23 protein-coding genes are annotated in these 24,099 nt (G+C 64.4%); 14 read left to right on the forward strand and 9 right to left on the reverse strand.

From position 1 onward, the window contains the following. The first annotated feature begins 83 nt into the window (after positions 1-83). From D4Q51_RS07955 to D4Q51_RS07975, 5 genes are all read left to right on the forward strand, one after another. Complete coding sequence (locus D4Q51_RS07955; RefSeq protein WP_120077472.1) at positions 84-1,604, forward strand: replicative DNA helicase; 1,521 nt, start codon at positions 84-86, stop codon at positions 1,602-1,604. A gap of 6 nt (positions 1,605-1,610) precedes the next feature. Further along, on the forward strand, positions 1,611-2,282 hold the full coding sequence (locus tag D4Q51_RS07960; RefSeq protein WP_120077218.1) for a TetR/AcrR family transcriptional regulator: 672 nt from the start codon (positions 1,611-1,613) through the stop codon (positions 2,280-2,282). Between the two features lie 83 nt (positions 2,283-2,365). Next, complete coding sequence (locus tag D4Q51_RS07965; protein ID WP_240624626.1) at positions 2,366-2,719, forward strand: c-type cytochrome; 354 nt, start codon at positions 2,366-2,368, stop codon at positions 2,717-2,719. Beyond that, entirely contained in the window at positions 2,716-4,332 is a 1,617-nt protein-coding gene (locus tag D4Q51_RS07970) for an FAD-binding oxidoreductase (protein ID WP_120077219.1), read from the forward strand. Before D4Q51_RS07965 ends, D4Q51_RS07970 begins: the two co-directional genes overlap by 4 nt. Positions 4,333-4,406: 74 nt before the next feature. Then, on the forward strand, positions 4,407-5,171 hold the full coding sequence (locus D4Q51_RS07975; RefSeq protein ID WP_120077220.1) for an SDR family NAD(P)-dependent oxidoreductase: 765 nt from the start codon (positions 4,407-4,409) through the stop codon (positions 5,169-5,171). A gap of 4 nt (positions 5,172-5,175) precedes the next feature. On the opposite strand, the gene D4Q51_RS07980 is transcribed toward D4Q51_RS07975, so the two are convergent. Then, positions 5,176-6,339 carry a phospholipase D-like domain-containing protein gene (locus D4Q51_RS07980; protein ID WP_120077221.1) on the reverse strand — a complete coding sequence of 388 codons (1,164 nt, stop codon included), beginning with the start codon at positions 6,337-6,339 and terminating at the stop codon, positions 5,176-5,178. 103 nt (positions 6,340-6,442) lie between these two features. On the opposite strand from D4Q51_RS07980, the gene rpoZ reads away from it, so the two are divergent. After that, positions 6,443-6,787, forward strand: coding sequence for a DNA-directed RNA polymerase subunit omega (rpoZ, locus tag D4Q51_RS07985; RefSeq protein WP_120077222.1), 345 nt, complete (start codon positions 6,443-6,445; stop codon positions 6,785-6,787). A gap of 78 nt (positions 6,788-6,865) precedes the next feature. On the opposite strand, the gene D4Q51_RS07990 is transcribed toward rpoZ, so the two are convergent. Then, positions 6,866-7,099, reverse strand: a complete 234-nt coding sequence (locus D4Q51_RS07990; protein WP_120077223.1) for a DUF3072 domain-containing protein — start codon at positions 7,097-7,099, stop codon at positions 6,866-6,868. A gap of 109 nt (positions 7,100-7,208) precedes the next feature. On the opposite strand from D4Q51_RS07990, the gene D4Q51_RS07995 reads away from it, so the two are divergent. After that, positions 7,209-8,396 carry a DUF3667 domain-containing protein gene (locus D4Q51_RS07995; protein WP_120077224.1) on the forward strand — a complete coding sequence of 396 codons (1,188 nt, stop codon included), beginning with the start codon at positions 7,209-7,211 and terminating at the stop codon, positions 8,394-8,396. Between the two features lie 79 nt (positions 8,397-8,475). On the opposite strand, the gene D4Q51_RS08000 is transcribed toward D4Q51_RS07995, so the two are convergent. The 3 genes from D4Q51_RS08000 to D4Q51_RS08010 all read right to left on the reverse strand — a co-directional run bounded on the left by D4Q51_RS08000 (position 8,476) and on the right by D4Q51_RS08010 (position 12,062). Beyond that, positions 8,476-8,754 (reverse strand): hypothetical protein, encoded by a 279-nt coding sequence (locus tag D4Q51_RS08000; protein ID WP_120077225.1) that lies wholly within the window; start codon positions 8,752-8,754, stop codon positions 8,476-8,478. A gap of 64 nt (positions 8,755-8,818) precedes the next feature. Beyond that, the gene (ftsH, locus tag D4Q51_RS08005) at positions 8,819-10,771 is read right to left on the reverse strand and encodes an ATP-dependent zinc metalloprotease FtsH (protein WP_120077226.1); all 1,953 of its coding nucleotides are present in this window, start codon (positions 10,769-10,771) and stop codon (positions 8,819-8,821) included. A gap of 94 nt (positions 10,772-10,865) precedes the next feature. Beyond that, positions 10,866-12,062, reverse strand: a complete 1,197-nt coding sequence (locus D4Q51_RS08010; protein ID WP_120077227.1) for a winged helix-turn-helix domain-containing protein — start codon at positions 12,060-12,062, stop codon at positions 10,866-10,868. A 91-nt stretch (positions 12,063-12,153) separates the two neighbouring features. Here D4Q51_RS08010 and D4Q51_RS08015 point away from each other — a divergent pair, with 91 nt between their 5' ends. From D4Q51_RS08015 to D4Q51_RS08025, 4 genes are all read left to right on the forward strand, one after another. Next, a complete protein-coding gene (locus D4Q51_RS08015; RefSeq protein WP_120077228.1) occupies positions 12,154-14,271 on the forward strand; it encodes a TonB-dependent receptor in 2,118 nt (705 codons plus the stop codon). Positions 14,272-14,480: 209 nt separating this feature from the next. Further along, positions 14,481-14,663, forward strand: a complete 183-nt coding sequence (locus D4Q51_RS15675) for a hypothetical protein (RefSeq protein ID WP_162925225.1) — start codon at positions 14,481-14,483, stop codon at positions 14,661-14,663. Then, the gene (locus D4Q51_RS08020; RefSeq protein WP_120077229.1) at positions 14,660-15,085 is read left to right on the forward strand and encodes a hypothetical protein; all 426 of its coding nucleotides are present in this window, start codon (positions 14,660-14,662) and stop codon (positions 15,083-15,085) included. The genes D4Q51_RS15675 and D4Q51_RS08020 overlap by 4 nt, the downstream gene beginning before the upstream one ends. Next, entirely contained in the window at positions 15,082-15,273 is a 192-nt protein-coding gene (locus D4Q51_RS08025; protein ID WP_120077474.1) for a helix-turn-helix transcriptional regulator, read from the forward strand. The genes D4Q51_RS08020 and D4Q51_RS08025 overlap by 4 nt, the downstream gene beginning before the upstream one ends. A gap of 42 nt (positions 15,274-15,315) precedes the next feature. Here D4Q51_RS08025 and D4Q51_RS08030 read toward each other — a convergent pair whose 3' ends face one another. Genes D4Q51_RS08030 through D4Q51_RS08040 form a run of 3 tightly spaced genes read right to left on the reverse strand, consistent with a single transcriptional unit; the run spans position 15,316 to position 18,550 of the window. Further along, on the reverse strand, positions 15,316-16,533 hold the full coding sequence (locus D4Q51_RS08030; RefSeq protein ID WP_120077230.1) for an NHL repeat-containing protein: 1,218 nt from the start codon (positions 16,531-16,533) through the stop codon (positions 15,316-15,318). 15 nt (positions 16,534-16,548) lie between these two features. Further along, positions 16,549-17,679 (reverse strand): pyridoxal phosphate-dependent aminotransferase, encoded by a 1,131-nt coding sequence (locus tag D4Q51_RS08035; RefSeq protein WP_240624627.1) that lies wholly within the window; start codon positions 17,677-17,679, stop codon positions 16,549-16,551. 22 nt (positions 17,680-17,701) lie between these two features. Then, positions 17,702-18,550: a sulfite exporter TauE/SafE family protein gene (locus D4Q51_RS08040; RefSeq protein ID WP_120077231.1), complete on the reverse strand. Its 849-nt coding sequence runs from the start codon at positions 18,548-18,550 to the stop codon at positions 17,702-17,704. A gap of 122 nt (positions 18,551-18,672) precedes the next feature. Here D4Q51_RS08040 and D4Q51_RS08045 point away from each other — a divergent pair, with 122 nt between their 5' ends. Next, positions 18,673-19,503 carry a class I mannose-6-phosphate isomerase gene (locus tag D4Q51_RS08045; protein ID WP_240624629.1) on the forward strand — a complete coding sequence of 277 codons (831 nt, stop codon included), beginning with the start codon at positions 18,673-18,675 and terminating at the stop codon, positions 19,501-19,503. 13 nt (positions 19,504-19,516) lie between these two features. On the opposite strand, the gene gdhA is transcribed toward D4Q51_RS08045, so the two are convergent. Next, complete coding sequence (gene gdhA / locus D4Q51_RS08050) at positions 19,517-20,881, reverse strand: NADP-specific glutamate dehydrogenase (protein ID WP_120077232.1); 1,365 nt, start codon at positions 20,879-20,881, stop codon at positions 19,517-19,519. A gap of 139 nt (positions 20,882-21,020) precedes the next feature. On the opposite strand from gdhA, the gene D4Q51_RS08055 reads away from it, so the two are divergent. Continuing rightward, on the forward strand, positions 21,021-23,105 hold the full coding sequence (locus D4Q51_RS08055; protein WP_120077233.1) for an adenylate/guanylate cyclase domain-containing protein: 2,085 nt from the start codon (positions 21,021-21,023) through the stop codon (positions 23,103-23,105). A 71-nt stretch (positions 23,106-23,176) separates the two neighbouring features. Continuing rightward, positions 23,177-23,986 (forward strand): hypothetical protein, encoded by an 810-nt coding sequence (locus tag D4Q51_RS08060; protein ID WP_162925226.1) that lies wholly within the window; start codon positions 23,177-23,179, stop codon positions 23,984-23,986. The last annotated feature ends 113 nt before the right edge of the window (positions 23,987-24,099 follow it).

A 24,099-nucleotide genomic window follows, 5' to 3' on the forward strand; every position in this document is an offset into this window, starting at 1 on the left:
CTCCCCGCAATCCACAAGCCGGAACGATAAAGTTTACCGTCGACCATCTTGCGATCATCCTCGCACACGCGCATCAGAACGCCATGTCCGACGAAGACCTCCTGATCCGCTCCGCCACCAAGACCGAAACCAGCAGCCAGCAGGGCCGCAGCCTGCCTGCCAACCTGGAGGCGGAGGCCGCGTTCCTCGGCGCCGTGCTGATCGATAACCGCGTGCTGGAGGAACTGCCCGTCGAACTGCGCCCGGCGCACTTTTTCGCGCCCATCCACGGCCGCATCTACGAACGCATCGTGACGCTGGTGGACCGGCAGATGGTGGTGACGCCGGTAACGTTGAAGCCCTATTTCGACGGTGACGAGGCGCTGTCCGAACTGGGCGGCACCGGGTATCTCGCGCAACTCACCGCCGACGGACAGGGCCTGCTCGCCCCGCGCGAACTGGCGCAGCAGATCTACGACCTTGCCCTGTTACGCGAGCTTGTCGGCGTAGGGCGCGAACTGGTGGAGGGCGCGCTCGACACCTCCGAGGAAGTCGAGCCGCAGCGCCAGATCGAGAACGCCGAGAAGCGTCTGTTCGAAGTGTCCGAAGGGGCCACCAGCGAGAAGGCGGGCGTCGCCTTCCGCAGCGCCTCGATGGAGGCGATCCGCCTTGTCGAAGTCGCCATGCAATCTGGCGGCAAGCTGTCGGGCAAGACAACCGGCCTCGATTCGATCGACAACAAGACCGCCGGCCTGCACAATTCCGACCTCGTCATCCTCGCCGGGCGTCCCGGCATGGGCAAGTCCTCGCTGGCGATGAACATTGCCTTTAACTGCGCGGAGGAACACCTGCGCTACATGCGCGACGGCGGCCCGCACAACTACGGCGCGCCCGCTGCCTTCTTCAGCCTGGAAATGAGCAGTGACCAGCTGGCAACGCGTATCCTGGCAGAGCAGGCGGAGATTTCCTCCGAGGCGCTGCGTTCCGGCAGCCTGAAGCGCGACGAGTTCCAGAAGCTGTCCTACGCCGCGCAGAAGCTGGCCGAACTGCCGCTCTACATCGACGATACGCCCGCGCTTTCCATCTCCGCCCTGCGCACCCGCGCGCGGCGGCTGAAGCGGCGGCACGACATCGGTCTGATCGTGGTCGACTATCTGCAACTGCTGCAAGGCTCGGGCCGCGCCAGCGACAACCGCGTGAACGAGATTTCCGAGATCAGCCGCGGCCTGAAGACGTTGGCGAAGGAATTACAGGTGCCGGTGATCGCGCTCTCGCAGCTCAGCCGTGCGGTGGAGCAGCGCGAGGACAAGCGCCCGATGCTCTCCGACCTGCGCGAATCGGGCTCCATCGAGCAGGACGCCGACATGGTCTGGTTCATCTACCGTGCCGACTACTACCACGAGGCGCTGCGCCCCGACATGCCGACGGAGACCAGCTCCGAAGGCGACAAGGAAAAGTACCGCGTCTGGGAAGACCGCTATCTTGAGCTGCGCAACAAGGCGACGCTGATCGTTGCCAAGCAGCGTCACGGCTCCACCGGCAACGTGCCACTGCTGTTCCAGAGCGAATTCACCAAGTTCACCTCGCCCAACATGAAGGACTATTCGGACTACGGGTTCGAATAGGAAGGCATGGCCGGATCCAGCGCAAAAGAGCAGCCGACAGCAACTGATGGCCGCACCAAGGTTGGCCAGAAGCGCCGGGCAGAGACGCGCGCGAAGATCATCGCCGCCGCTTTCGATATCTTCGGGGAGGAAAACGGCCTTTTCGCCCGCATCGAGGACGTGGCCGATAAGGCGGGGGTTACCCGCGCCACGTTTTACAACCACTTCGCCAGCATGGTGGAGCTGCGCGAGGCGCTGACCAGCGAGGTGACACATGACTTCCTCGTCGCTGTCGCACAGACCGTCGCCAAGCTGCCCGATTCGCGAGAGCAGTGCACGGTTGCCGTGCGCTATTACCTTCGCCGGGCGCAGAAGGACCGGCGCTGGGCATGGTCCATGCTGAACATGAGCGCATCGGGCGAGATCTTCGGAGGCGAGACTTTCCGCCAGGCCATGCGCACGATCTGCGACGGGGTGGAGAACGGCGACCTGCCCATCCCCTCGGCAGAGCTGGGCCGCGATATCCTGCTGGGCGCCACTCTGGCAGCCATGGGCTCCATCGTGAAGCGCCAGATGCCGGACAATTATCCCGAAAGCGTGGCCGGTTACATCCTGTGCGGCCTCGGCGTCGATCGCGACACCGCCCGCGCCATCGCGCATCGTCCGCTGCCCGAACTGGACGACGCACCTCCCGCCTAGCGTATTGCAATTGACATTTTGTCCATTGCATTTAACACTCGATCCCGACGACGGCGACAAACGCCGCAAAAGGGAGAGGGACGATGCATCCCAGACGAGGCCGCCTGCTGGCGGGCCTGACCGGAGCCACCCTGCTGTCAGGGGTCGGCATGGCGACAGGTTTTTCGATGAGCGCCTCGGCGCAGGCGACCTACGAGATCGAGCCGCGCGCGCCGGAGTATCTCTACGCCCGCACCTGCGGCTACTGCCACGGCCACAACATCGCCCCGATCATCCGCGGGCGGGCGCTGCCGCCTGCCGTCACCGCCGCCATCGTGCGTTCCGGCATGGGCGCGATGCCTGCCTTCAAGCCCACCGAAATCACCGATGCCGAATTGCAGGCTCTGGCCGAATGGCTCGCGCAGTCTGAGGCCGATCCCGAGGAGCACGGCGGATGAGCAACGGATTCTCCCGCCGCGAGGTCATGGCGATCGGCGGCGCTGTCGCCAGCACGGCGGCGATGACGCCGCTCGCCCGCGCCCGCATGATGCCGCAGGACATGGACCGCGACGTGTTTGCAGGCGTCGTGCGCGAACTGCGCGCCATCGTCGGCGACGAATGGGTCTTCGCCGACGAGGCGAGCACGATCTCCTATCGCAAGAGCGGCATTCCCGATCTTCGCGGAGAGCACGTGCCATCGGGCGCGGTGGCCCCCGCCAACGTGGAGCAGGTGCAGGCCATCCTCGCTCTCGCCAACCGCTATCGCCTGCCGCTGTGGCCGATCTCCACCGGCAAGAACATGGGCTACGGCATGGCCACGCCTGCATCTTCCGGCCAGATGATCCTCGACCTGAAGCGGATGAACCGCATCCTCGATTTCGATGCCGAACTTGGCACAATCCTCGTCGAGCCGGGCGTCACCTACCAGCAGATCCACGACTACATCGAGGACAACGACCTGCCCTATTGGGTGGACGTGCCCACGGTTGGCCCGATCGTCTCGATGATGGGCAACACGCTGGAACGCGGCGTCGGCTACACGCCCTACGGCGATCATTTCTTCATGCAGTGCGGCATGGAAGTGGTGCTGGCCGATGGCACGATCCTGAAAACCGGCATGGGCTCCATCGAGAACGGGAACACCTGGCAGGCGTTCAAGTGGGGCTACGGCCCCTACCTCGACGGCATTTTCACCCAGTCGAACTTCGGCATCGTGACCAAGCTGGGCATGTGGCTGATGCCCAGGCCGCCGGCCTACAAGCCCTTCATGGTGCGATCGCCCAACGTGGAGGACGTGGCGGCGATTACCGACACCATCCGCCCGTTCCGCATGAACAACCTCATCCCCAACGGCGTGCTGATCATGGGCGCGCTCTACCAGATGAGCATGTTCAACCGCCGGGCAGACCTGTGGGACGGCGAAGGCGTCATCCCGCTGGACGTGATCCAGCGCCACGCCCGCGCCAACGATATCGGCATGTGGAACACCTTCTACGCGCTTTACGGCACGGACGAGATCATCGCCGCCATCGAACCGATCCTGACAACGGCGTTCGAGGCGACGGGCGCCGACGTGCTGACCGAGGCCGAGATGGGCGGCAATCCCTATTTCGAGCACAACAAGACGCTGATGCGCGGCGGCATGACGCTGGAGGAAAAGGGCCTCGTGCGCTGGTGGGGCCGCAGCGGCGGCGCAGTCGCCTTCGCGCCCGTGGCCCCGGCAAAGGGCGGCGAGACCATCGGGCAGACCCAGCTGGCGACCGAGATCATGAACAAGTGGGGATTCGACTATGCTCCGGCCTACGCCGTGGGCGGACGCGAATTGCACCACATCATCTTCCTGATGTTCGACAAGGGCGACGACGAGCATTCCCGCAAGGCGGAGCAGTGCATGGAGGAGATGATCACCCGCTTCGGCGAACGCGGCTGGGCGGCCTATCGCTCCAGCGTGTCCACCATGGACCTGGTGGCCGACCAGTACGGCGCCGCCAACCGCGAGGTGAACGCCCGCATCAAGCAGGCGCTCGACCCCAATCACATCATCGCACCGGGCAAGCAGGGTATCGCCTGACCGGTGCATGGCCGGCCCCGCGCTCCCTCACGCAGCGGGACCGGCCTCTCCCTTGATCTCGAAGAGGCAGGACCATGAACGACGCGAGCCATAATTTCAGCGGCAAGGTGGCGCTTGTGACCGGCGGGGCCACCGGCATTGGACGCGCGAGTTGCGTCGCATTTGCCGACCGCGGCGCAAAGGTGATGATCGGCGACATCGACGAGCGCGCCGAGGAAACCGTCGCCATCATCCACCAGTCGGGCGGCGAGGCCGACTTCATCAGGACCGACGTGCGCGACAAAGCCGCCATCGATGCGCTGGTGGCGGGTACCATCAAGCGCTTCGGCGGGATGGACATGGCTTTCAACAATGCCGGCATCCTTCCCGCGCAAAGGCCCATCCACGAGGTGACGGAAGAGGAACTGGACCTTGCCATCGATGTCGATTTCAAGGGCGTGTTCTATGCCATGCAGGCGCAAATCCGCCATTTCCTGTGGGTCGGCGGCGGGGCCATCGTCAACACCGCATCAGTAGGTGCGTTGATCGCGGACCCGAATATGAGCGTATACTGCGCGATGAAGCACGCGGTATCCGGCCTGACGAAGGCGGCCGCTGTCGAATACGCACGGCAAGGCATCCGCGTGAACTGCGTTGCCCCCGGCTTCGTGCGCACGCCGATGACGCAGCACTGGGCGGACAGCAAGGATTTCACCGACATGTTCTTCCAGCACAACGTATCGGGCCGCTACGCCCAGCCGGAGGAAATTGCCGGAACCGTGCTGCACCTGTGCAGCGATGCGGCAAGCTTCGTGAACGGCGCGACCTGGACCATCGACGGCGGCCAGACCGCGCACTGAGTGGCTAGAGACCGAGGTTCAGCTTCCGGCTGACGGTGTAGTCCACCACCGATACGAGGAACCAACTCGCCCACCACTTCGCCCGCGTCCACGGCGTGGCGCGCGCATCGTGAACCTCGCGCGTCACCTGTTCGCTGGCCGCAAAGTGATCCTGAATGAAGCTGCGCATGGTATCGGCCAGCGCTGCGTCCTCGATCCGCAGCACGATCTCCAGATTCACGTAGAGGCTGCGCATGTCGAAGTTGGCGCTGCCCATGTAGACGGCATCGTCCAGCACGATCAGCTTCGTGTGCAGCTTGCAGGGCTGGAATTCGTAGATGTTCGCGCCCGCTTCCAGCAGCTTGTTGTGCAGCGCGCGGCTGGCGCCGATGGTGGCACCGTTGTCGCTCTTGCCTGCCAGCAGCAGGTTGGTCTTACCCTTGCGCGCGATCTGCCGGATTCGCTTGCGAAGGCGGCGGCTGGGCGAGAAATAGGCCATCATCATGTCCAGCCTGTCGCCCTCCTCCAGGTCCTGCGATACGCGCCGCGCCCAGCTTGAAAGGCGGCGCGACGGCCCACCGATCAGCAGTTGCACCGGCCCCTCTCCCGCATCCCAGTTGCGCACGCGGTGGCGGATGTCGCGGAACTGCGCCTTTTCGTTGCTCGCCCATTCGACCAGTTCGACGTACCACTGCGAGACCTGCAGCACGGCGTCGCCTTCCATGCGGAAGCCCAGGTCGTTCCAGCCGTTTTCTTCGGGCGGGGCGAAGTAATCGTCCTCAACGTTGAAGCCGCCCAGCATCGCCACCTTGTCATCCGCCACCAGGATCTTCTGGTGGTTGCGAATGAGGGCGCGCTGGCTCCAGCGGGCCATGAAGGTGTAGAACTTACCGCCTGCCTCGGTCATCTCGGCAAAGAACGTCTCGTCCACCTGGGCGCCGAACCCATCGACGATCAGCGTGACGTCGACCCCGCGCACGGCGGCTTCCACCAGCGCATCGCGCACCTCGCTGCCGATTTCGTCCCTGGCGAAGATGTAGAAGGCGACCTTCAGGCTCTCGCGCGCCTCCCGGATGATCTCCAGCATGGCGGCGCGGCGATCCTTGCCCGCCGGGAAGAAAGTGAATGACAGGCTCTGGGCCTCTGCCGAAAACGGCTCGGGGTCACGATAGCCTTGCACGCTGTCCATCTTCGCCTGTTAGCACGGCCCGCGCCGAGGGAAACCTTGACGAAAGCGTTCTGCCCGCCTAACTGGCTCACTTTCCGACAACACCAATTCAATCGGAGTGCCCATGGCGCGCGTTACAGTCGAAGATTGCGTCGACAAGATTCCCAACCGTTTCGATCTCGTCCTGCTGGCTGCCCAGCGTGCGCGCGAGATTTCCGGCGGCGCGGAAATGACGGTCGATCGCGACCGTGACAAGAACCCTGTCGTCGCCCTGCGCGAGATCGCGGAGCAGACCGTGAAGCCCAAGCACTTGCAGGAATCGCTGGTCCAGTCGCTGCAGCGCGTCCTTCCGGACGAAGAAGACGAAGCCGATGAAATCGGTTCGCTGAGCCAGTCTGCCGAAGCCATGCGCCTCTCGGCTGCGGCACCGACGCGGTCCACCTCCATCGGATCCGACTACGACGGCTGATCGCCTCGCAGTTCGCAAGTAACAAAAAGGCCGCACCCCCAGGGTGCGGCCTTCTTGCTTTTGGTCTCGGCCAGAGTGCTACTGCCCGCGCCCGGTCGCAGCCTGCAATTCGTCGATCTTCTGCGAGGCGTCGGCCTTGCTGAGTTCAGGGTCATAGGCCTCGGGCGTGCCCGCTTCCTCGCACAAGGTCTTGAGGTAACTGGCTTGTGCGCCGGTCATAGCTTCATCGCCCGTGGTCCAATTCTCGGGCTTCTTTTCGGCGTTCGAGACGGGATCGGCCTTCGGGTGCCGGGTGGGTGTCGGGGCAGTCATACTTGAGTTCTCCTTTGTCTGTTCAACGCCCTTTGATCTCTATTTGTTCCGTCTCGACTGGACAGATGGCAGCGGTTAGGTTGCGGCGCGGAGCATAGGGGGGACGCCGGTGAGCGACATTTTCGATAGCGTCGGCACGGCGACCGAAGGCGGACTGCTTTCGCGTGCCCTGGAACCCGATTCCGGTGCAAAGTCGCCGCATCCGCATCAGCCGGAACGGTGCCTCAATTGCGATACCGTGCTTACGGGTGCCTACTGTCACGCCTGCGGGCAGCAGGGGCATCTTCATCGCACCATCGGCGCGTTCATGCACGACCTGCTTCACGGCGCGCTGCATTTCGAAGGTAAGCTGTGGCACACTCTTCCCCTGCTGGTATTCCGGCCCGGCCGGCTGACGCGTCGCTATATCGAGGGGCAGCGCGCCCGCTTCGTCTCGCCGATGGCGCTGTTCCTGTTCGGCGTCTTCCTGATGTTCGCCGTCTTCCAGATGGTGGGACTGACCGCGCCGACCGACCTTTCCAACGACGCGGTTCTGGAAGAAACGCTGGGCGAGGCCCGCGGGGCCGCGAATGCGGAAATCGCGACAATCGAGGAGCAACTCGCAAGCGCCGACCTGTCGGAGCAGGAGCGAACCGAGGCCCAGGAGCGGCTGGCTTTCCTGCGCGAATATCTGGCGGACGACCCTTCGGCCGATCAATCCGCCATGCGATCCTTCGCCGAGGGTTTCATCGAGGGGGCGAGCGGCACAGAAACGCAGGAGCCGGGCGCACCGGGCAACCCAGCCCCTGCCGATACCACGCCGGCCGAAAACGTCGCCGAGCCCGTGGTACGGGCCGACCTGTCGGACCTGGAGACGGGCGAGACGGGTATCGCCTTCATCGATTCGGCGGTTGCGAAATGGTCCGACAATCCCGGCCTGATGCTCTACAAGTTGCAGGCCAACGCCTACAAGTTCAGCTGGATGCTGATCCCGATCTCGATCCCCTTCGTGTGGCTGCTGTTCGCCTGGAAGCGGCGCTTCAAGGCCTACGACCACGCGATCTTCATCACCTATTCGCTCAGCTTCGTGACGCTGCTGTTCATCACCGTCTCGATCCTCGGTGCGATCGGCGTAGCCAGCTGGATACCGACAGCGATGGCGCTGCTCATCCCGCCGATCCACCTCTACAAGCAGATTCGCTACACCTATGACCTCTCGCGATTCTCGGCGTTCTGGCGGTTGCTGGTGCTGAGCGCGTTCATCTGGATCGTCGTCGGTCTTTTCATCCAGCTGTTGCTGGTCCTTGGCGCTTTCTGACGCCGACAATGAAAGAGAGCGGCGCATCGCTGCCCCGCCCTCGTGCTTGTCTCTTCAAAGTCAGGAACAGCAGCCGCCGCTAGTCGGTGCCGTCGAGCTCACCGTCGCCTGGGTCCGCATCGCGGGCGTCGGCCTCGGCCAGATCATCGCTCAGTTCCGCAGCGCCTTCGCTCAGTTCGTCGGCCGCAACGATCGCACCTTCGCGCAGTTCATTGCCGATCACCTCGGCATTGGCCTCGGCATCGGCTGCGGCCCGCTCGGCCATGGCTTCTGCATTGCTCTCGGTGCTTTCGGAGCAGGCTCCGGCAAGTAGCAGGGCGGGGGCAGCAAAGACTGAAACGACAAGCAGGCGGTGCATGGCAGGACTCCCTCGTTGAGCCCTACCAACGCACGAAAGCCGCAACCGGCTCCCGCGACTGGCCTTAAGCCCCTTGCGGAGCCTCTCCGCCGCCGAACCGCTTGCCCGCCTTGGGAATGGACGAACCCTGCGACGGCGCGACCGGGATCGGGCCGGTGGGCGCGTCGGGACGGTCGATCTTGCCGTTCTCCAGCAGGACCTTGATCTCCTCACCGGTCAGCGTTTCGTATTCCAGCATGGCCTGGGCCAGCAGGTGAAGCTGATCCTCGTGCTTGGTCAGCAGTTCGGTCGCGCGCTTGTGCGCGCCTTCCACCAGGTCCTTGATCTCCTGGTCGATCAGCTTGTTCGTCTCTGCCCCTGCAAAGGTGCGAGTGGTCTGGCCCATGCCGAGATAGCCTTCCTGGCTCTGCTCGTACTGCAGCGGGCCCAGCTTCTCGCTCATGCCCCACTTCGTCACCATGTTGCGTGCAAGGTCGGTGGCGTACTGGATATCCGAGGATGCGCCGCTGGAAACCTTGTCGTGTCCGAAGATGATTTCCTCGGCCACGCGCCCGCCCATCGAAACCGACAGGTTCGCGTGCATCTTGTCGCGGTGGTAGGAATAGTTGTCCCGCTCCGGAAGGCGCATCACCATGCCCAGCGCGCGGCCGCGCGGGATGATCGTGGCCTTGTGGATCGGGTCCGACGCTTCTTCGTGCACGGCGACGATGGCGTGGCCAGCCTCGTGATAGGCGGTCATCTTCTTCTCGTCGTCGGTCATCACCATGGACTTGCGCTCGGAGCCCATCATGACCTTGTCCTTGGCGTCCTCGAACTCCTGCATGGCGACGAGGCGCTTGTTGCGGCGCGCGGCCAGCAGGGCGGCTTCGTTAACGAGGTTGGCGAGGTCCGCACCGGAGAAGCCGGGCGTGCCGCGCGCGATGGTGCGCGGGTTCACATCGGGCGCCAGCGGCACCTTCTTCATGTGCACGGCAAGGATCTTCTCGCGCCCGTCGATGTCGGGCACGGGGACCACCACCTGACGGTCAAACCGGCCCGGACGCAGCAGCGCGGGGTCGAGCACGTCGGGACGGTTGGTGGCGGCGATGATGATAATGCCTTCGTTGGCCTCGAAGCCGTCCATCTCCACCAGCAGCTGGTTCAGCGTCTGCTCGCGCTCGTCGTTCGAATTGCCGATGCCGTTGCCGCGATGGCGACCCACGGCGTCGATTTCGTCGATGAAGACGATGCACGGCGCGTTCTTCTTCGCCTGTTCGAACATGTCGCGCACGCGGCTGGCGCCGACACCCACGAACATCTCGACGAAGTCGGAGCCGGAAATGGTGAAGAACGGCACGCGCGCCTCACCCGCGATGGCGCGGGCGAGCAGCGTCTTACCCGTACCGGGCGAGCCGACCAGCAGCGCGCCCTTGGGAATCTGGCCACCCAGCTTGGAGAAGCGCTGCGGATCCTTCAGGAACTCGACGATCTCCTGCAGTTCCTCGCGCGCTTCGTCGATGCCGGCTACGTCCTCGAAAGTCACGCGGCCCTGCTTCTCGGTGAGCATCTTGGCCTTGGACTTGCCGAAGCCCATCGCGCCCGAACCGCCGCCCTTCTGCACCTGTCGCAGGGCGAAGAAGGCGATGCCAAGGATCAGGAGAAACGGCAGTGCCTGGATCAGCACCACCAGCAGCACGTTCATCTGCTCTGGCTGAGTGCCGGTGTACTGGACGTTCGCGTCCTCGAGCTGCTGCGTCAGGTTGACATCGCCCGGCACAGGCGTGGTGACGAAACGCTCGTCGTTCTTCAACGTGCCGGAAATCCGGTCTGGCGCGATCGTCACTTCGGCAACGGAGCCTTCGGCAACCTTTTCCTTGAAATCGGAATAGAGGATGGCCGTGCCCGGCGCTTCGCGCGGGCCGCCGAACATGGATACGGCCAGCAGCAGGGCGAGGAAGATCCCCCCCCAGATCATCAGGCTCTTCATCCAGGGATTGTTGTTCCCGCCGCCGTTTTCAGGCTCTTGATTGTCGCTCATGTAAGATCGCGTCCTTTCAGGCCTTCAATGTAGGCTTTGCGGGGTGAATGACAAGATAACGGCTTTGGGCGGTATTCGCCAGTGATGCGCCGTATCAGCGGGTGCGCCCGCGCGCGAAGATCAGCTGCTCGGAAAGGTCTGCCCCCTGCTGGCCCGTCACCTGGAACAACGCTTCCATATCGCGGTCGCCCCGCGCGCGCTCAGCCAGATCAGCGGGAAGGTTCTGCCCACCGGCGATCCGCGCCACGCTGCGCAGCGCCGTCTCGCGCGCGCCAGCGATCACGATCAGCACCCCGCCGTTCTCGTCGGTGATCCGCGCGAGGAAGCCGTAATCGCGGTATGTGACGGGCGCGGACAGCCGCCGGAATTCCTCGCTCACGAACGTGCGGTTGGTCGCGGTATCGCTCAGCTCGTCGTATGAGCCGCCGATGCGGAGCATGGAGCCGCCGAATACGGGCCTTTCCAACAGGCCCATCCCGCTCAGCAGGCCAAGGTAGACGATGTCGTTTTCGCGCAGCATGTCGGCGCGCAGATCGGATGCGGCGACGATGCGCACCTCCCGATCGTCCGCGCCGATTGCGGGCATGATCTCCTGCAGCGCGTAGGCGGTGGAGAAAGGCAGGTAGGTGAGCCCCACATCCTCGGCAAAGCCATAGCGATCGGGCTCGGCATCCTGCAATGCGGCCAGATCCTGCTCGCTGTCGATACGAAAATCGCGGATCAGGCGGCCCCGGTCGGGCTCCACCGGATCGATTTCGCCGTACATGTAGTAATCGCCTAGCACCAGCAGCACGGGCCGGTCCGATGCGGCCAGCGGATCCCACATCGCGTTGGGCGGCCCGGGCCGCTGCGCCCAGAAATACAATGCGGCGGCGGCAGTGATCGCGAGAAGTAGGGCGGCAGTGGAGTAGGCGAATGCGCGAGGCCGCAGCGCTCCGTGACGGCGTTTCGGTGGCGGTTGCGTCCCCGCTTCCAGGCCTTCCAGTCGCAAGGCATAGGTGCCGCTCGGGAGCACGATATGCGCGCCGTTCTCGCCCGCCCCGTTCGCGGCGTAGAAATCCTCAAGCTTCTTGCGCAGGCGGTGAATATAGACGCGCACCGTCGCATCGTCGGCATCGCTGCTTTCCTGGCCGAAGACCTTGCGCGCCAGTTCGTCCTGCGTTGCGCTTTCGGCATCGGGACCACGCGCGGCGAGGTAGTCGAACAGCTCGCGCACGCGCCCGCTCTCGCCGGAAACCCCGGCAGCGCGCAGGCGGGCTATTTCGCCTTCGAATAGCGGTGTAACGTCCATGTAACGTGCCGATTACCGTAATTTACGTGGTGAGGCGAGAAGGGATGCGCCAGCCGTCTGATTGACTTTGACCAACCAGAAAACGGACCGGATGAAAACCCTTTATCGTACAAGCCTGCTCGCTTCCGCCAGCGCCATGCTGTCAGCCTCCCCCGCCCTGGCGAATGAGAAAGGCGAGCAGCCCGCAGAGCGCGAGGCCACCGCCGCCGACATCGCCGCCGCGCAGGCCAATCCGGACGACACCAATGTCGTGCGCAACTCCCGGACGGGCGACATCATCTACGTCTACGGTCGCGGGGAACGGCGCATCGGCGTTGCTGGGGCCGCCAGCGAAGGCGGCGTGGCAGGCGCAGATATCGAAATCCGCCCGCTGCTGCGTCCCGGCGAACTGCTGGAAGCAACGCCGGGCCTGATCGCTACCCAGCACTCGGGCGGCGGCAAGGCCAACCAGTTCTTCCTGCGCGGGTTCAATCTCGATCACGGCACGGACTATTCGGTCTACGTCGACGACATGCCGGTGAATTTCCGCACCCATGGGCACGGCCAGGGCTATCTCGACGTGAACGGCCTGATCCCCGAAACAGTCGCACGGGTAGATTACCGCAAGGGCCCCTACCGCGCCGACGCCGGCGATTTCTCATTCGTCGGCAGTTCGCAGATCACGACGCACGATCGCCTGCAACCCTTCGCCAGCGCGGAAGTGGGCAGTTACGATTACTACCGCTTCGTCGCCGGTGGGTCGGCGCGCGTTGGCGAAGGCGACCTGCTGGTGGCGGGGCAGGCCAAGTTCAACAACGGCCCGTGGGAACTGGCCGAGGATTTCGAAGGCTATTCGGCCTTCGTCAAGTTCAGCCAGCCGGTGGGCGCGGGCGACCTCTCGCTGTCCTACCGCATGTTCGACGCAAGCTGGGCACCGACCGAGCAGATCCCCGAGCGCGCCCCCGATACGGCATTCTGCGAAGACCGATTCTGCGCCATCGACGAGACCTTGCGCGGCGAGACCGAGCGGCACGTATTCACCGCCAACTACCTGTCCGACGACTGGCGCGTCACCGCCTACGCCCAGCATTACGACTGGGAACTGCTTTCCAACTTCACCTACTTCCTCGAAGATCCGGTAAACGGCGACCAGTTGCGCCAGTACGATGATCGCTGGACCTTCGGCGGTCGCATCGAACGCACCGCGCAGCTTTCCGATCGCTTCAGCCTGCGCCTCGGCGCGGAAGGTCGCTACGACGATATCGGCGAGGTCGGGCTGGACGAGACGATCGACGGCGCAACCGAATTCACTGTCGGCGCCTTTGCCGTGCAGGAGGCATCGCTCGGCCTCTATGCCGAGGCGATCTGGCGGCCCGTCGACCGGCTGATGGTGATCGCGGGCCTGCGCGGCGACTGGTACGATTTCGAGGCCGAGGCGCTGCGCGGCGCGCTCAGCTGGACCAACGACGCCGGCGACGAGACCTTCGCGCCCAAGATCGGTGTGAACTACGAAGTGGCGGACGGCCTGGCGCTCTATGCCAACTACGGCGAGGGTTTCCATTCCAATGACGCGCGCGGCGTGACCAACCCGGTCGATCCGGTGCCCGGCCTGGTGGACGGTCATTTCGAGGAACTGGGCCTGCGCTTCGAGCGCGACGGTCTGATCTTCACCGGCGTCTACTGGTGGAGCAGCATCGACAGCGAACTGATCTACGTCGGCGATGCCGGAACCGTGGAACCCAACGATGGCAGCGAGCGCAACGGCTACGAACTCACCGCCTTCTACAAGCCCAACAACTGGCTGGCGATCGACGCGGTGTGGACCGGCACGACCTCGCGCTATGTCGATGTGCCTGCGGGGCAGGACTACATCCCCGGCGCGCTGGAGAATTCGGGCGAGCTGGGCGTTTCTGTCGCCTTCCCCGAATGGAATGCCGCCGCCCGTGTGCGTTATCTCGGCCCTGCCGCGCAGATCGAGGACAATTCGGTCCGCAGCGATTCCACCACGCTGGTGAACCTGCGCGCCGCCTGGACCCCGCAGAAAATCGAAGTGCTGCGCGGCTGGGAAGTGCACGCCGAACTGCTCAACGTCTTCGATTCGAAGGACAACGACATCACCTATTTCTACGCCACTCGCCTGCCCGGCGAACCGGCGGAAGGCATCGAGAGCATTGTCAGCCGCATCGTCGAACCGCGCCAGTTGCGCGTCGGCGTGACCAGGCGGTTCTGACCGAATCCCCCCGGTGGCAGGCGCATTGCGGGCGCCTGCCACCGATCAAGAGCCCCGCCTGCATGCATGGTGCAGGCGGGGCTTTTTCTTTCAACTTTTCGAGGGCTTTGCTCGACGTAGGTCAAGCGACCTATGCCTTTTGTAAAGCAACCTTGACTTCAAGCGATGCAATGTCTAGTGTCCTTTACATAAATTCAAAGGAGCTTGACATGAAAAACACTACCAAGGCAATTTGCTGGGCAAGCGCGATGCTTGTGATCGCTGCCATGTCGGCCTTCGGCTGGATCGCCGAGGACGTGTCGACAACGCTTCTGATCGTGTTCCCGATTCTCGCGGTCACCACACTCTCCAACCGCGGCTGCTCGCTTGTTCGACGCGGGGAAATGCGGTGATCGGCGACCTCAAGAAAAAGCCTGAGGTCAGGCGCTACCTGCTACGTATTGTCGTCGCGATGGTGATCTATCTCGGCTCGCTCTACGGGGCGGAAGTGCTGATCGAGGATGGCGGCCTCAGCGGCTGGCCCGCCTATCTGCTCACGGCCCTGCCCGGCGTGGCCTTCGCCTCGGTCTTCTGGATATTTGCCCGACTGATCATAGAGGAGCGCGACGAATTCCTGCGCCTGCTCTACGTGCGCCAGGTCATGGTGGCGACCGGCCTTACCCTGACGGCGGCGGCGGTCTGGGGCTTTTTCGAAACCTACCTGCCGGTGCCGCACATCGCCGCGTTCTGGTGGCCGACCCTGTGGTTCTTCGGGATCGGCGTGGGCGCGATCTACAACAAGATCACGATGGGCACGGCCGGAGAATGCCGGTGAAGAACCGCCTGCGCGTGCTGCGCGCCGAGCGCGAGTGGAGCCAGAACGACCTTGCCGAGCGGCTGGATGTCAGCCGCCAGAGCGTGAACGCCATCGAGACCGGTAAGTACGATCCCAGCCTGCCGCTGGCCTTCCGCATCGCCGACGTCTTCGGCCTGACGATCGAGGAGATATTCCTTCGAAATTGAACACCGGGCGGGCAACCTTGCACGGCCGCCCGCCCGCGCTCATCACTCGCTCATGCCGGTCATCACGAAACGCTGAACGCGGCGCCCCGTGCTGACCTCGGTGGTGTAGACGTTGCCCATCGAATCCACGTCCACGCTGTGCAGCCAGATGAACTGGCCGGGATAGCGCCCGTTGCGGCCGAACCAGCCGACGATCTCGTGCCCTTCGCGCAGCAGGATCCACACGCGGCCGTTCATCATGTCGGCGATGTAGACGTACTTGCCGTCCGGGCTGAACGCCACGTCGGACGCGGTGCGGGTGCCGCCGGTTTCCTCTGCGATCACGATATCCTCTACGAATTCGACCCCGTCAGCGGTCTCGCGGAAGACCTGCACGCGGTTGTTGCGACGGTCGCAGACGTAGATCGTGCTGTCCGGCCCGCGGGTCACGCAGTGGACGATATCGCCAAAGCTGTCGCTTTCAGGGTTCGCGCCGCCATCGCCGGTGCTGCTGGCCTGCGACTGGTCGAATTCGCCGTCGCGCGTGCCGCCGCCCGGCTGCGTGCCGTAGGCGCCCCACAGGTGTTCGAACGCGAGGTCGTCCGCGCCGAATTCGATGATCCGCTTGTTGATGTAGCCATCGGCCACCAGCACGCTTTCCCCGTCGTAGTGAATGTCCGCCGGGTTGCCGAGATACTCCTGCGAGAGGTTGCCGTCGGTCTGCTGGCGGGTGCCGATCTGGCGAATGAATTCGCCGTCGGTGGTGAAGTTCAGCACCACGTGATCGCCGCCGCCGTTGCCGCCGATCCAGACGTTGAGGTCATCGTCGACGTAGAGTCCGTGGACGTTGGCCGGCCACTGCTCGTCACCCACCTCGACAGCGTCGCGCCCCTCGCCTTCCATCGTGCTTTCGCCCGGAGCAAGGTCCGTGCCGCCCCAGCTGCGCAGCAGGTTGCCCTCCTGATCGAACTGGAGGACGTGCGGCGGGGCATTGCAGCAGGCGATGCTCTGCCCGTTGTCCGCGCCTGTCTCGCTGAAATCGAGTGAATTGGGGCGGTTAAGCACCCAGATGTTGTCGTTCTTGTCCACCGCTAGGCCGGGTGCCTGGCCCAGGATCAGGTTGTCGGGCAATTCAGGCCAGCTCGCGTCCACCGCGAACATAGGCATCGGCACGTTTCCGTTGACGTGCTCTGCCTCCACTTCCAGCAGCGTATCCGCTAGGGCCGGGCCGCTCATTACAAGGGCGGTACCAAGCGCCGCAGTGCTTACCAGTTTACGCATCCAGTCCATCTCCTTTTAAGCGGGCCCAAGGCCGTCGATCACTTCGGGCAGGGCTGCGGCGTAGCGCGCCACGTCCTCCAGCCTCCCCGTGCTCACTCGCGAATATTGCCGCCACTCACCGTAAGCCGGGCGGATGATGATGCCGCGTGAGCGCATGGCGCTGGCCACCGCGTCTGCATCGGGCACCTCGATATAGACGAAGTTGGTCTGGCTCGGCAGCACAGTCAATCCGCTGCGCATGGCCGCATCCACGATCATTTCGCGCCCTTCCAGGATGGCCGCGCGGCTGGCATCGAGGAAGCCTTTGTCGTCGTAACTCGCGATGGCAGCGGCAAGGCCGCAGGTATTTCCGCCGAAGCTCATCATGTGGCTGCGGATGCGCGCGGCGTTTTCCTCACTGGTGAGTGCATAGCCCACGCGCATTCCCGCCATGCCGTAGATCTTGGAGAATGTGCGGCACACGATCACGTCATGCCCCTCGCGCACCATGTCCACCACGCTGTTGCCTGCCGGATCGTCCGCCAGTTCGTTGTACGCCTCGTCCACCAGCAGTGTGGCCGCGGGCGTGACGCGGGCGGCGAGTTGCCGCAGCGCGCCCGCTTCCACCAGCATCCCGGTGGGGTTGTTGGGATTGCATACCTGCACCAGCGAGACACTGTCGTCGAAGGCTGCACCCATTGCGGCAACGTCCACGTTCATGTCACCCGCCAGCGGCACCCGGATCGCCCGCGCACCCTGATGTTCGCCGTATTGCACGGTGGTATCCCAGAACAGGCCGGGGCACAGGATCGCGCCGTCGCGGCCCCAGGCGATGGCGATGGCGGAAAGGATCTCGGTGGAGCCCGCGCCGATCACCACTTGCGACGGGCTGAGCGAATGGCGCTCCGCAATCATTTCGTGCAGTACGCGCAGGCCGCGGTCGGCGTAGTAGCAACCCTTGGTCGCCGCTTCGGATGCCGCTCTCACCGCGCTGGGCGCGGGGCCATAGGGGTTCTCGTTGCGGGCCAGCATGGCGATGCCATCGCCGGGGCCGAAATTGCTCGCGACAGAAACAATGGGGTCTGCCTGCCCCAGTGCCGGGAAGGCGGCGGCCATGCCTGCTGCTGCGGCGCCTCCGCCAAGGAAAGTCCTGCGTGCAATGTCCATCGCTGTTACCCCTTTTTTCCGCTCACGAATTGAAGATCATCGTCGCTCCGACAAAGATGAGATAAATTCCGAACACCCGGCGCAGCAGCGCGGGAGACAGCTTGTGCGCCACCGCCACGCCCAGAGGCGCTACAGCCACGCTGGTGACGATCACGGCCAGCGCGGCGGGCAGGTTGACATAGCCCAGCGAGCCCCACGGCAGACCGATCTCGTCCGCGCCGATCACCATGAAGCCGATCGAGGCCGGTACTGCGATGATCGCGCCCATGCCGCTGGCCGTGCCGATGGCGCGGTGGATGCTGATGCCGCAAATCGTCATCGTCATGGTGGTGATGGTGCCGCCACCGATGCCGAGCAAGCTGGACAGCAGGCCAAGGCCGCCGGCGAGCCCTGCCCGCGTCACGCCGCCCGGCATGGCGCTGGCCAGCTGCCGGTCGTGCACGCGAGGGCTGAGGAAATGGACGGCGAAGCCGAGCACACCGATGCCGAAAATCAGCGCGAGCGTGGAGGAACTGACAAGGTCGGCGATCCACGCGCCCAGCACGGTGCCGCCCACCACCCACGGCGCCCAGCTTTTGAGCACTCCGGTATCCACGGCCCCGCGCAGAGCATGGCTGCGCACGGAGCGCAGCGAGGTGAAGATGATGGTAGCAAGGCTTGTGCCAACGGCCACGTGCGTCAACTGGTCCGGGGCGGTGCCCAGCAGGGGCAAGATGAGGATGAGCGCTGGCACGACAACGAAGCCACCGCCGATGCCGAACAGACCGCCCGCAAATCCCGCAGCCGCCCCTGCCGCCAGCAGGGCGAGAAAGGGGAGGAACAGGGCAGAGTCAACGTTCACGGCGTCAAACCCTACGTTGCAACGCAACATTGGGCGAGAGGCTTTTTGCAGGGCTGGTCTTTGTGCCGTAAGTGTCTAACAGGGCGCAAAGAGAGGTTCGCAGTCCGACGTGGTTAATATTTATCAAGAATTTTCAGTTTATGCCTGGTGCCATGTTCGAGTCGAGAATTGACCTGCCGATGATGCTGCCAACGCGTATCGTCGAGAAAGTGTGGGGCCGCGAGTCCCTGCCTGCACCGTTTCGCGCGCCCGAAGGTGCGCGCGTGGGCGAAATCTGGTTCGAACCGCCGCCCGCCATGTCGCAACTGCTGGTGAAGTACCTTTTCACGAGCGACAAGCTGTCAGTGCAGTGCCATCCCGATGCCGCGCAGGCGCGCGAAGCAGGCCTGGGCGAGACGGGCAAGGACGAATGCTGGGTGGTCATCGCCGCCGAACCCGGTGCCAGCCTCGGCATCGGCTTCGACCGCCATCTGGACCCCAAGGCCATGCGCGAGGCCGCTCGCGACGGGTCTATCGAGCACCTGATGCAGTGGTACGAGGTGCAGGCGGGCGACGTGTTCTACATTCCCGCCAACACCGTCCACGCCATCGGCTCTGGCTGTTCGATCATCGAAGTGCAGCAGAACACCGACATTACCTACCGCCTTTACGATTATGGCCGCCCGCGCGAGTTGCACCTGGAGGCCGGAATGGCGGTGGCGGACGGCTCGCCTTACGATACTTCGCTGCACCAGCGCCTGCCGGACAGCGGCAGCGCCACGCTGGTGGACGGACCTTTCTTCCGCCTCGACTGGGTGGACGGCGTGCCGGACGATGGCCTGCTCTACACCTATGCCGAGCCGCTGCTTGTGCTGCCGCTGGCCGGAGAAGTGCTGGTATCGGGCAGCGAGGTGGTGAAGCCGGGCGAATGCGCGCTGGCACCCGATCTCGCCAGCGTCACTTTTGCCCCGCAGGGCAAGGCGCTGGTGACAGCGCCCTGCTGAGAGACCTTAAGGCTTACATCACGCCGAAAGCCAGCATCGCATCGGCCACTTTCTTGAAGCCCGCGATGTTCGCGCCTTTCACATAGTCGATGTGGCCATTCCCCTGATCGCCGAATTCCACGCACTTGCCGTGGATGCCTTCCATCAGCTCGGTCAGCATGTCGCCCAGACGACCGTGATTCCAGCTGATACGCTCCGAGTTCTGGCTCATCTCGAGGCCGGAGACAGCGACTCCACCAGCGTTGGCGGCCTTGCCCGGCGCGTACATGACCTTGGCATCCTGGAACACGTGCACGCCTTCCAGCGTGGTGGGCATGTTCGCGCCTTCGGACACGGCCTTCACACCGTTCTCGACAAGCGCCTTGGCATCCTCCTCGTCAAGCTCGTTCTGAGTCGCACAGGGCAGCGCCAGATCGGCGGAAACCTTCCACGGGCGCGCACCGTCACCGTGGTAGGTGGCATTGGTGAAGTGGTCGCAATACTCGCTTATGCGCCCACGCTTCACGTTCTTGAGGTGCTTTACCCAATCGATCTTTTCCTGGTCGATGCCGTCGGGATCGTGGATGAACCCGCCGCTATCGGACAGGGTCAGCACCTTTCCACCAAGCTGCGTAATTTTCTCCGCCGCGTGGGTCGCCACATTGCCGGAGCCGGAGATGACGGCGGTGTGGCCCTCCACGTCCATGCCCTTGTGCTTCAGCATGTTGCGCAGGAAATAGACCGCGCCGTAGCCGGTCGCCTCCGGCCGCATGGCGGAGCCGCCGTATTCCAGCCCCTTTCCGGTCAGCACGCCTTCCCAGCGGTTCACGATGCGCTTGTATTGGCCGAACATGTAGCCGATCTCGCGCCCGCCCACGCCGATGTCGCCCGCGGGCACGTCGGTATCGGGGCCGATGTGGCGGTAGAGTTCGGTCATGAAGCTCTGGCAGAAGCGCATCACCTCGGCATCGGACTTGCCCTTGGGATTGAAGTTCGCCCCGCCCTTGCCGCCGCCCATCGGCAGGCCGGTCAGCGAGTTCTTGAAGGTCTGCTCGAAGGCGAGGAACTTCAGCACGCTTTCCGTCACGCTCGGATGGAAGCGGATGCCCCCCTTGTATGGGCCGATGGCGTTGTTGCACTGGACGCGCCAGCCGCGCTGCACGCGGATGTTGTGGTTGTCGTCCTCCCAGCACACGCGAAAGCTCACCACCCGGTCGGGCTCGGCGATTCGCCGCAGGATCTGCGCCTGGTGGTATTCTTCCTTGTCTTCGATGAATTCGAAGATGTCCTGTGCCACTTCCTGCACGGCCTGGACGAATTCGGTCTGCCCCGGATTGCGCTTCTTCACCCCTTCCATGAACTGGTTGAGGTCCACGTGACGATCGTAAACGGAAGCCATTCTTCTATCCCCCCTTGATTGAACAATGCGCGACTCTTGTGCGCCTCTTATGACTCCTTTGCGCCGCGTTGACGAATCCCGATCGACTTGAATTTGCCGCGCGAGTGAAAGACAAGGGTGTCGCAAGGGGGATTTCATCGTGGCGGAGCGGGCTTCACCGCACTGGTATTCGGCTGGCTGGCGCAATGTGCGCGAGGCGGGCACGCGGCGGCTGGTGACGACGGCGGTGCTTTTGCTGGCAGCCGTGTTGCTGGCCCGCTTCAGCTGGAGCCTGCCCGGCACGGACGATGCCGAGCGCGCGCTCTACGATTACCGAGCCTATACCCTGGCGCAGCAGGTGGAGCAGGACGAGCGCATCCTGATGGTCACCTACACCGACCAGACCCTGATCGCGCTGGAAAAGCGTTCGCCGCTCGACCGCGGGATGCTGGCAGACGCGCTGGAGAACCTGGACGCGATGGGCGCGAAGGCCATCGGCGTCGATATCCTGTTCGACCAGCCGCAGAGCGAGGATGCCGAATTGATCGAGACCCTGCGCGGAATGGAGACGCCCACGCTGCTCGCCTACACCACGTTCGAGGCGAACTCGCTCGACATGAATTACGAGCAGCAGCAGTTCCTCGACCGGTTCATCGAACAGCTCGAAGGTTCGAACGTCGCCCCGGCGAGCGTGCGTATGCCCTCGGATCAGGGCGTTACGCGGGTCTGGCCCGATATCGACCCCGACCTGCCGCCCCTGCTGGGCCGCGCGATGTTGCGCGCTGCGGGCGATCCGGCGGTGGAGCAGTTCGATGGCTACGAGGGCGCAATTCGGTTCCGCCTGCCCGGCGTCTACGAAAGCGAGGTGCCGGACGAACCCGACGCTCACGATATCCCTATCTATACCGAACTGACGATAGACCTGTTCGCCAATCCCGATATTGCCGCCGGTCTCGCGCCGATCGTGACGGGCCGCTACGTCATCATCGGCGGCGATATCGTCGATTACGACCGGGCACTGACGCCCTTCTCCTCGCGTGAGGATGACTGGACGGCTGAAGGCAGCCGCTCGCCCCGTCCGCCGGGGATGGAACTGCACGCCGATACCATCGCCCAGATGCTCGACGGGGCGCGCCTGTCGCAGCCATCGGGCCTCGCACTGTGGTCGCTGGCGCTCTTCACCGTTCTGGCGGCCACCGTCACCGCGCTGCTGGAACTGCGGGGCTGGCGCTTCGTCCCCGTCTTTCTGGTGCAACTGGCGGTGTTCATCGGCCTGCCGCTCGTCCTCCACGCGCGCGGCGTCGACACCTACGGCTTTCCCGCCGTCGGCCCGGCGCTAGGCTGGATCGTCGCCTTCACCGCCGTCACCAGTACGGCCCGCGCGGCCACGGCGGTGCAGCGTCAGTTCGCAGAGGGCGCGCTGGGCAAATACCTGCCCCAAAGCATCGCCGACGAGATCATCGAGCATCCCGAACTGCTGCGCCTGCACGGCGAGAAGCGTGAGATCTTCGTGCTGTTCTCCGACCTCGAAGGCTTCACCAAGATGAGCCACGCCATCCCGCCCGAGATGGTAGCCAAGCTGCTCAACAGGTACCTGGAAATGCTGTCCGAGGTCATTCTCGATCACGGCGGCATTCTCGACAAGTTCATCGGCGATGCCGTGGTCGCTTTCTGGGGCGCTCCGATCAGCCGCCCGGACGATGGCGAGCGAGCGGCCCGCGCGGGATATGCCGTCTACCTGGCGGGCGAGCGTTTCCGCGAGGAAGTGGCCGCGATGGACCCGGACCTGCCCCCCATCGGTGTAACCCGCGTGGGCCTGCACGTGGGCGAGGCCGTAGTAGGCAATTTCGGCGGCGAGAACCGCATCCAGTACACCGCACTCGGCGATTCGATGAACACGGCGGCGCGGCTCGAATCGGGTAACAAGACGTTCCGAAGCACGATCATGGCCAGCGGCGAATTCGCCCGCCGCTCGGGCCTCGACTGGTGGCGACCGATGGGCAGCGTGGTGCTGTCTGGCCGGGCAAGCGCGCTGGAACTTGCCGAGCCCGCACCCGATTTTCCCGCGGAGGACCGGCAGGCCCTCGCCGAGGCTGTCGGGATTCTGGGCACGGACCGCGAGCGCGGGGTGGAAGCGATTGCCACCCTCGCTGCCCGCTATCCGAACGATACCGCACTGCAGGCCTTGCTGGAGCGGAGCCGCAACCTGAACACGGAAGGTGCCTATGTCATGGGCTCGAAATAGAACGGGCCGATCTGCGGCGCGCCAAGTAATCTCCCGCAGGACCGGCGCACCGGAAAGAAAAGATTCTTAACATGGCTGACAACTTGGCCAGCTTTTTGTTACAACGTCTGCCAGACGTGTGGAGGAGTGAAGCGATGCCCGGTGGAAGCAGGCTTGTACTTGCGCTGGCCGCCTCGACTGCGGGGCTGGTCATGGCGCCGCAGGCGGCATACGCCGGCACGGTTGTGGCCGCCAGCGGGCCATCCGCAGGTACCTATTCCGTAGGCACGCAGATCAGCGACACCCAGCGCATCACCTTGCGTGAAGGCGACGTGATCACCGTGCTCGACGGCGGACGCACCCGCGTCCTGCGCGGCCCGGGCACCTTTGTCCTCGCTTCGCGCACCAATGCCGGATCGCGCAACACCGCGCTTGCCGCCCTCACCTCACGCCGCCCGCAGGCGCGCATCGCATCCTCGCGCGGCGTTCCTGGCGCGGATGGGGAGACGAACCCGAACATCTGGTACGTCGATGTTGCCACGCCCGGCACGATCTGCCTTTCGGATGTAGACCGGGTGAACCTGTGGCGCGCGGACAAGACCGGAGAGGCGATCTATTCGATCGCCCCTGCCGGTTCGCCCGACGATGCCGTGCAGGTGATCTTTGCCGACGGCGATGGCCTTGCCCGCTGGGAATCGGCGCTGCAACTGCGCGACGGGATGACCTACACCATTGGCCGCGCACCTGATGACGAGGCGGTGCAGGTGACTTTCAGGTTCCTGTCCGACGTGCCCGACGACGGCGAGGCGCTGGCGCAGGCGCTGATTTCCAATGGCTGCGAGGTGCAGCTTGCCCAGATCGTTGCCGCAGCCCACGGCGCAGGTGAAGGCGAGGAAAGCTGATTACCGACCGGCGCGACGCCTGATCGCCGCGCCGGCCGACATGGAGGAAAAGGCAGCGGGGGGCTGCCGGTTGAAAAAGTATCGGGGGGATACGCAATGGGTTCAAGCGCCGG

Origin of the sequence: Aurantiacibacter odishensis (genome assembly GCF_003605195.1) — a bacterium.
Classification (GTDB): Bacteria; Pseudomonadota; Alphaproteobacteria; order Sphingomonadales; family Sphingomonadaceae; genus Alteraurantiacibacter; species Alteraurantiacibacter odishensis.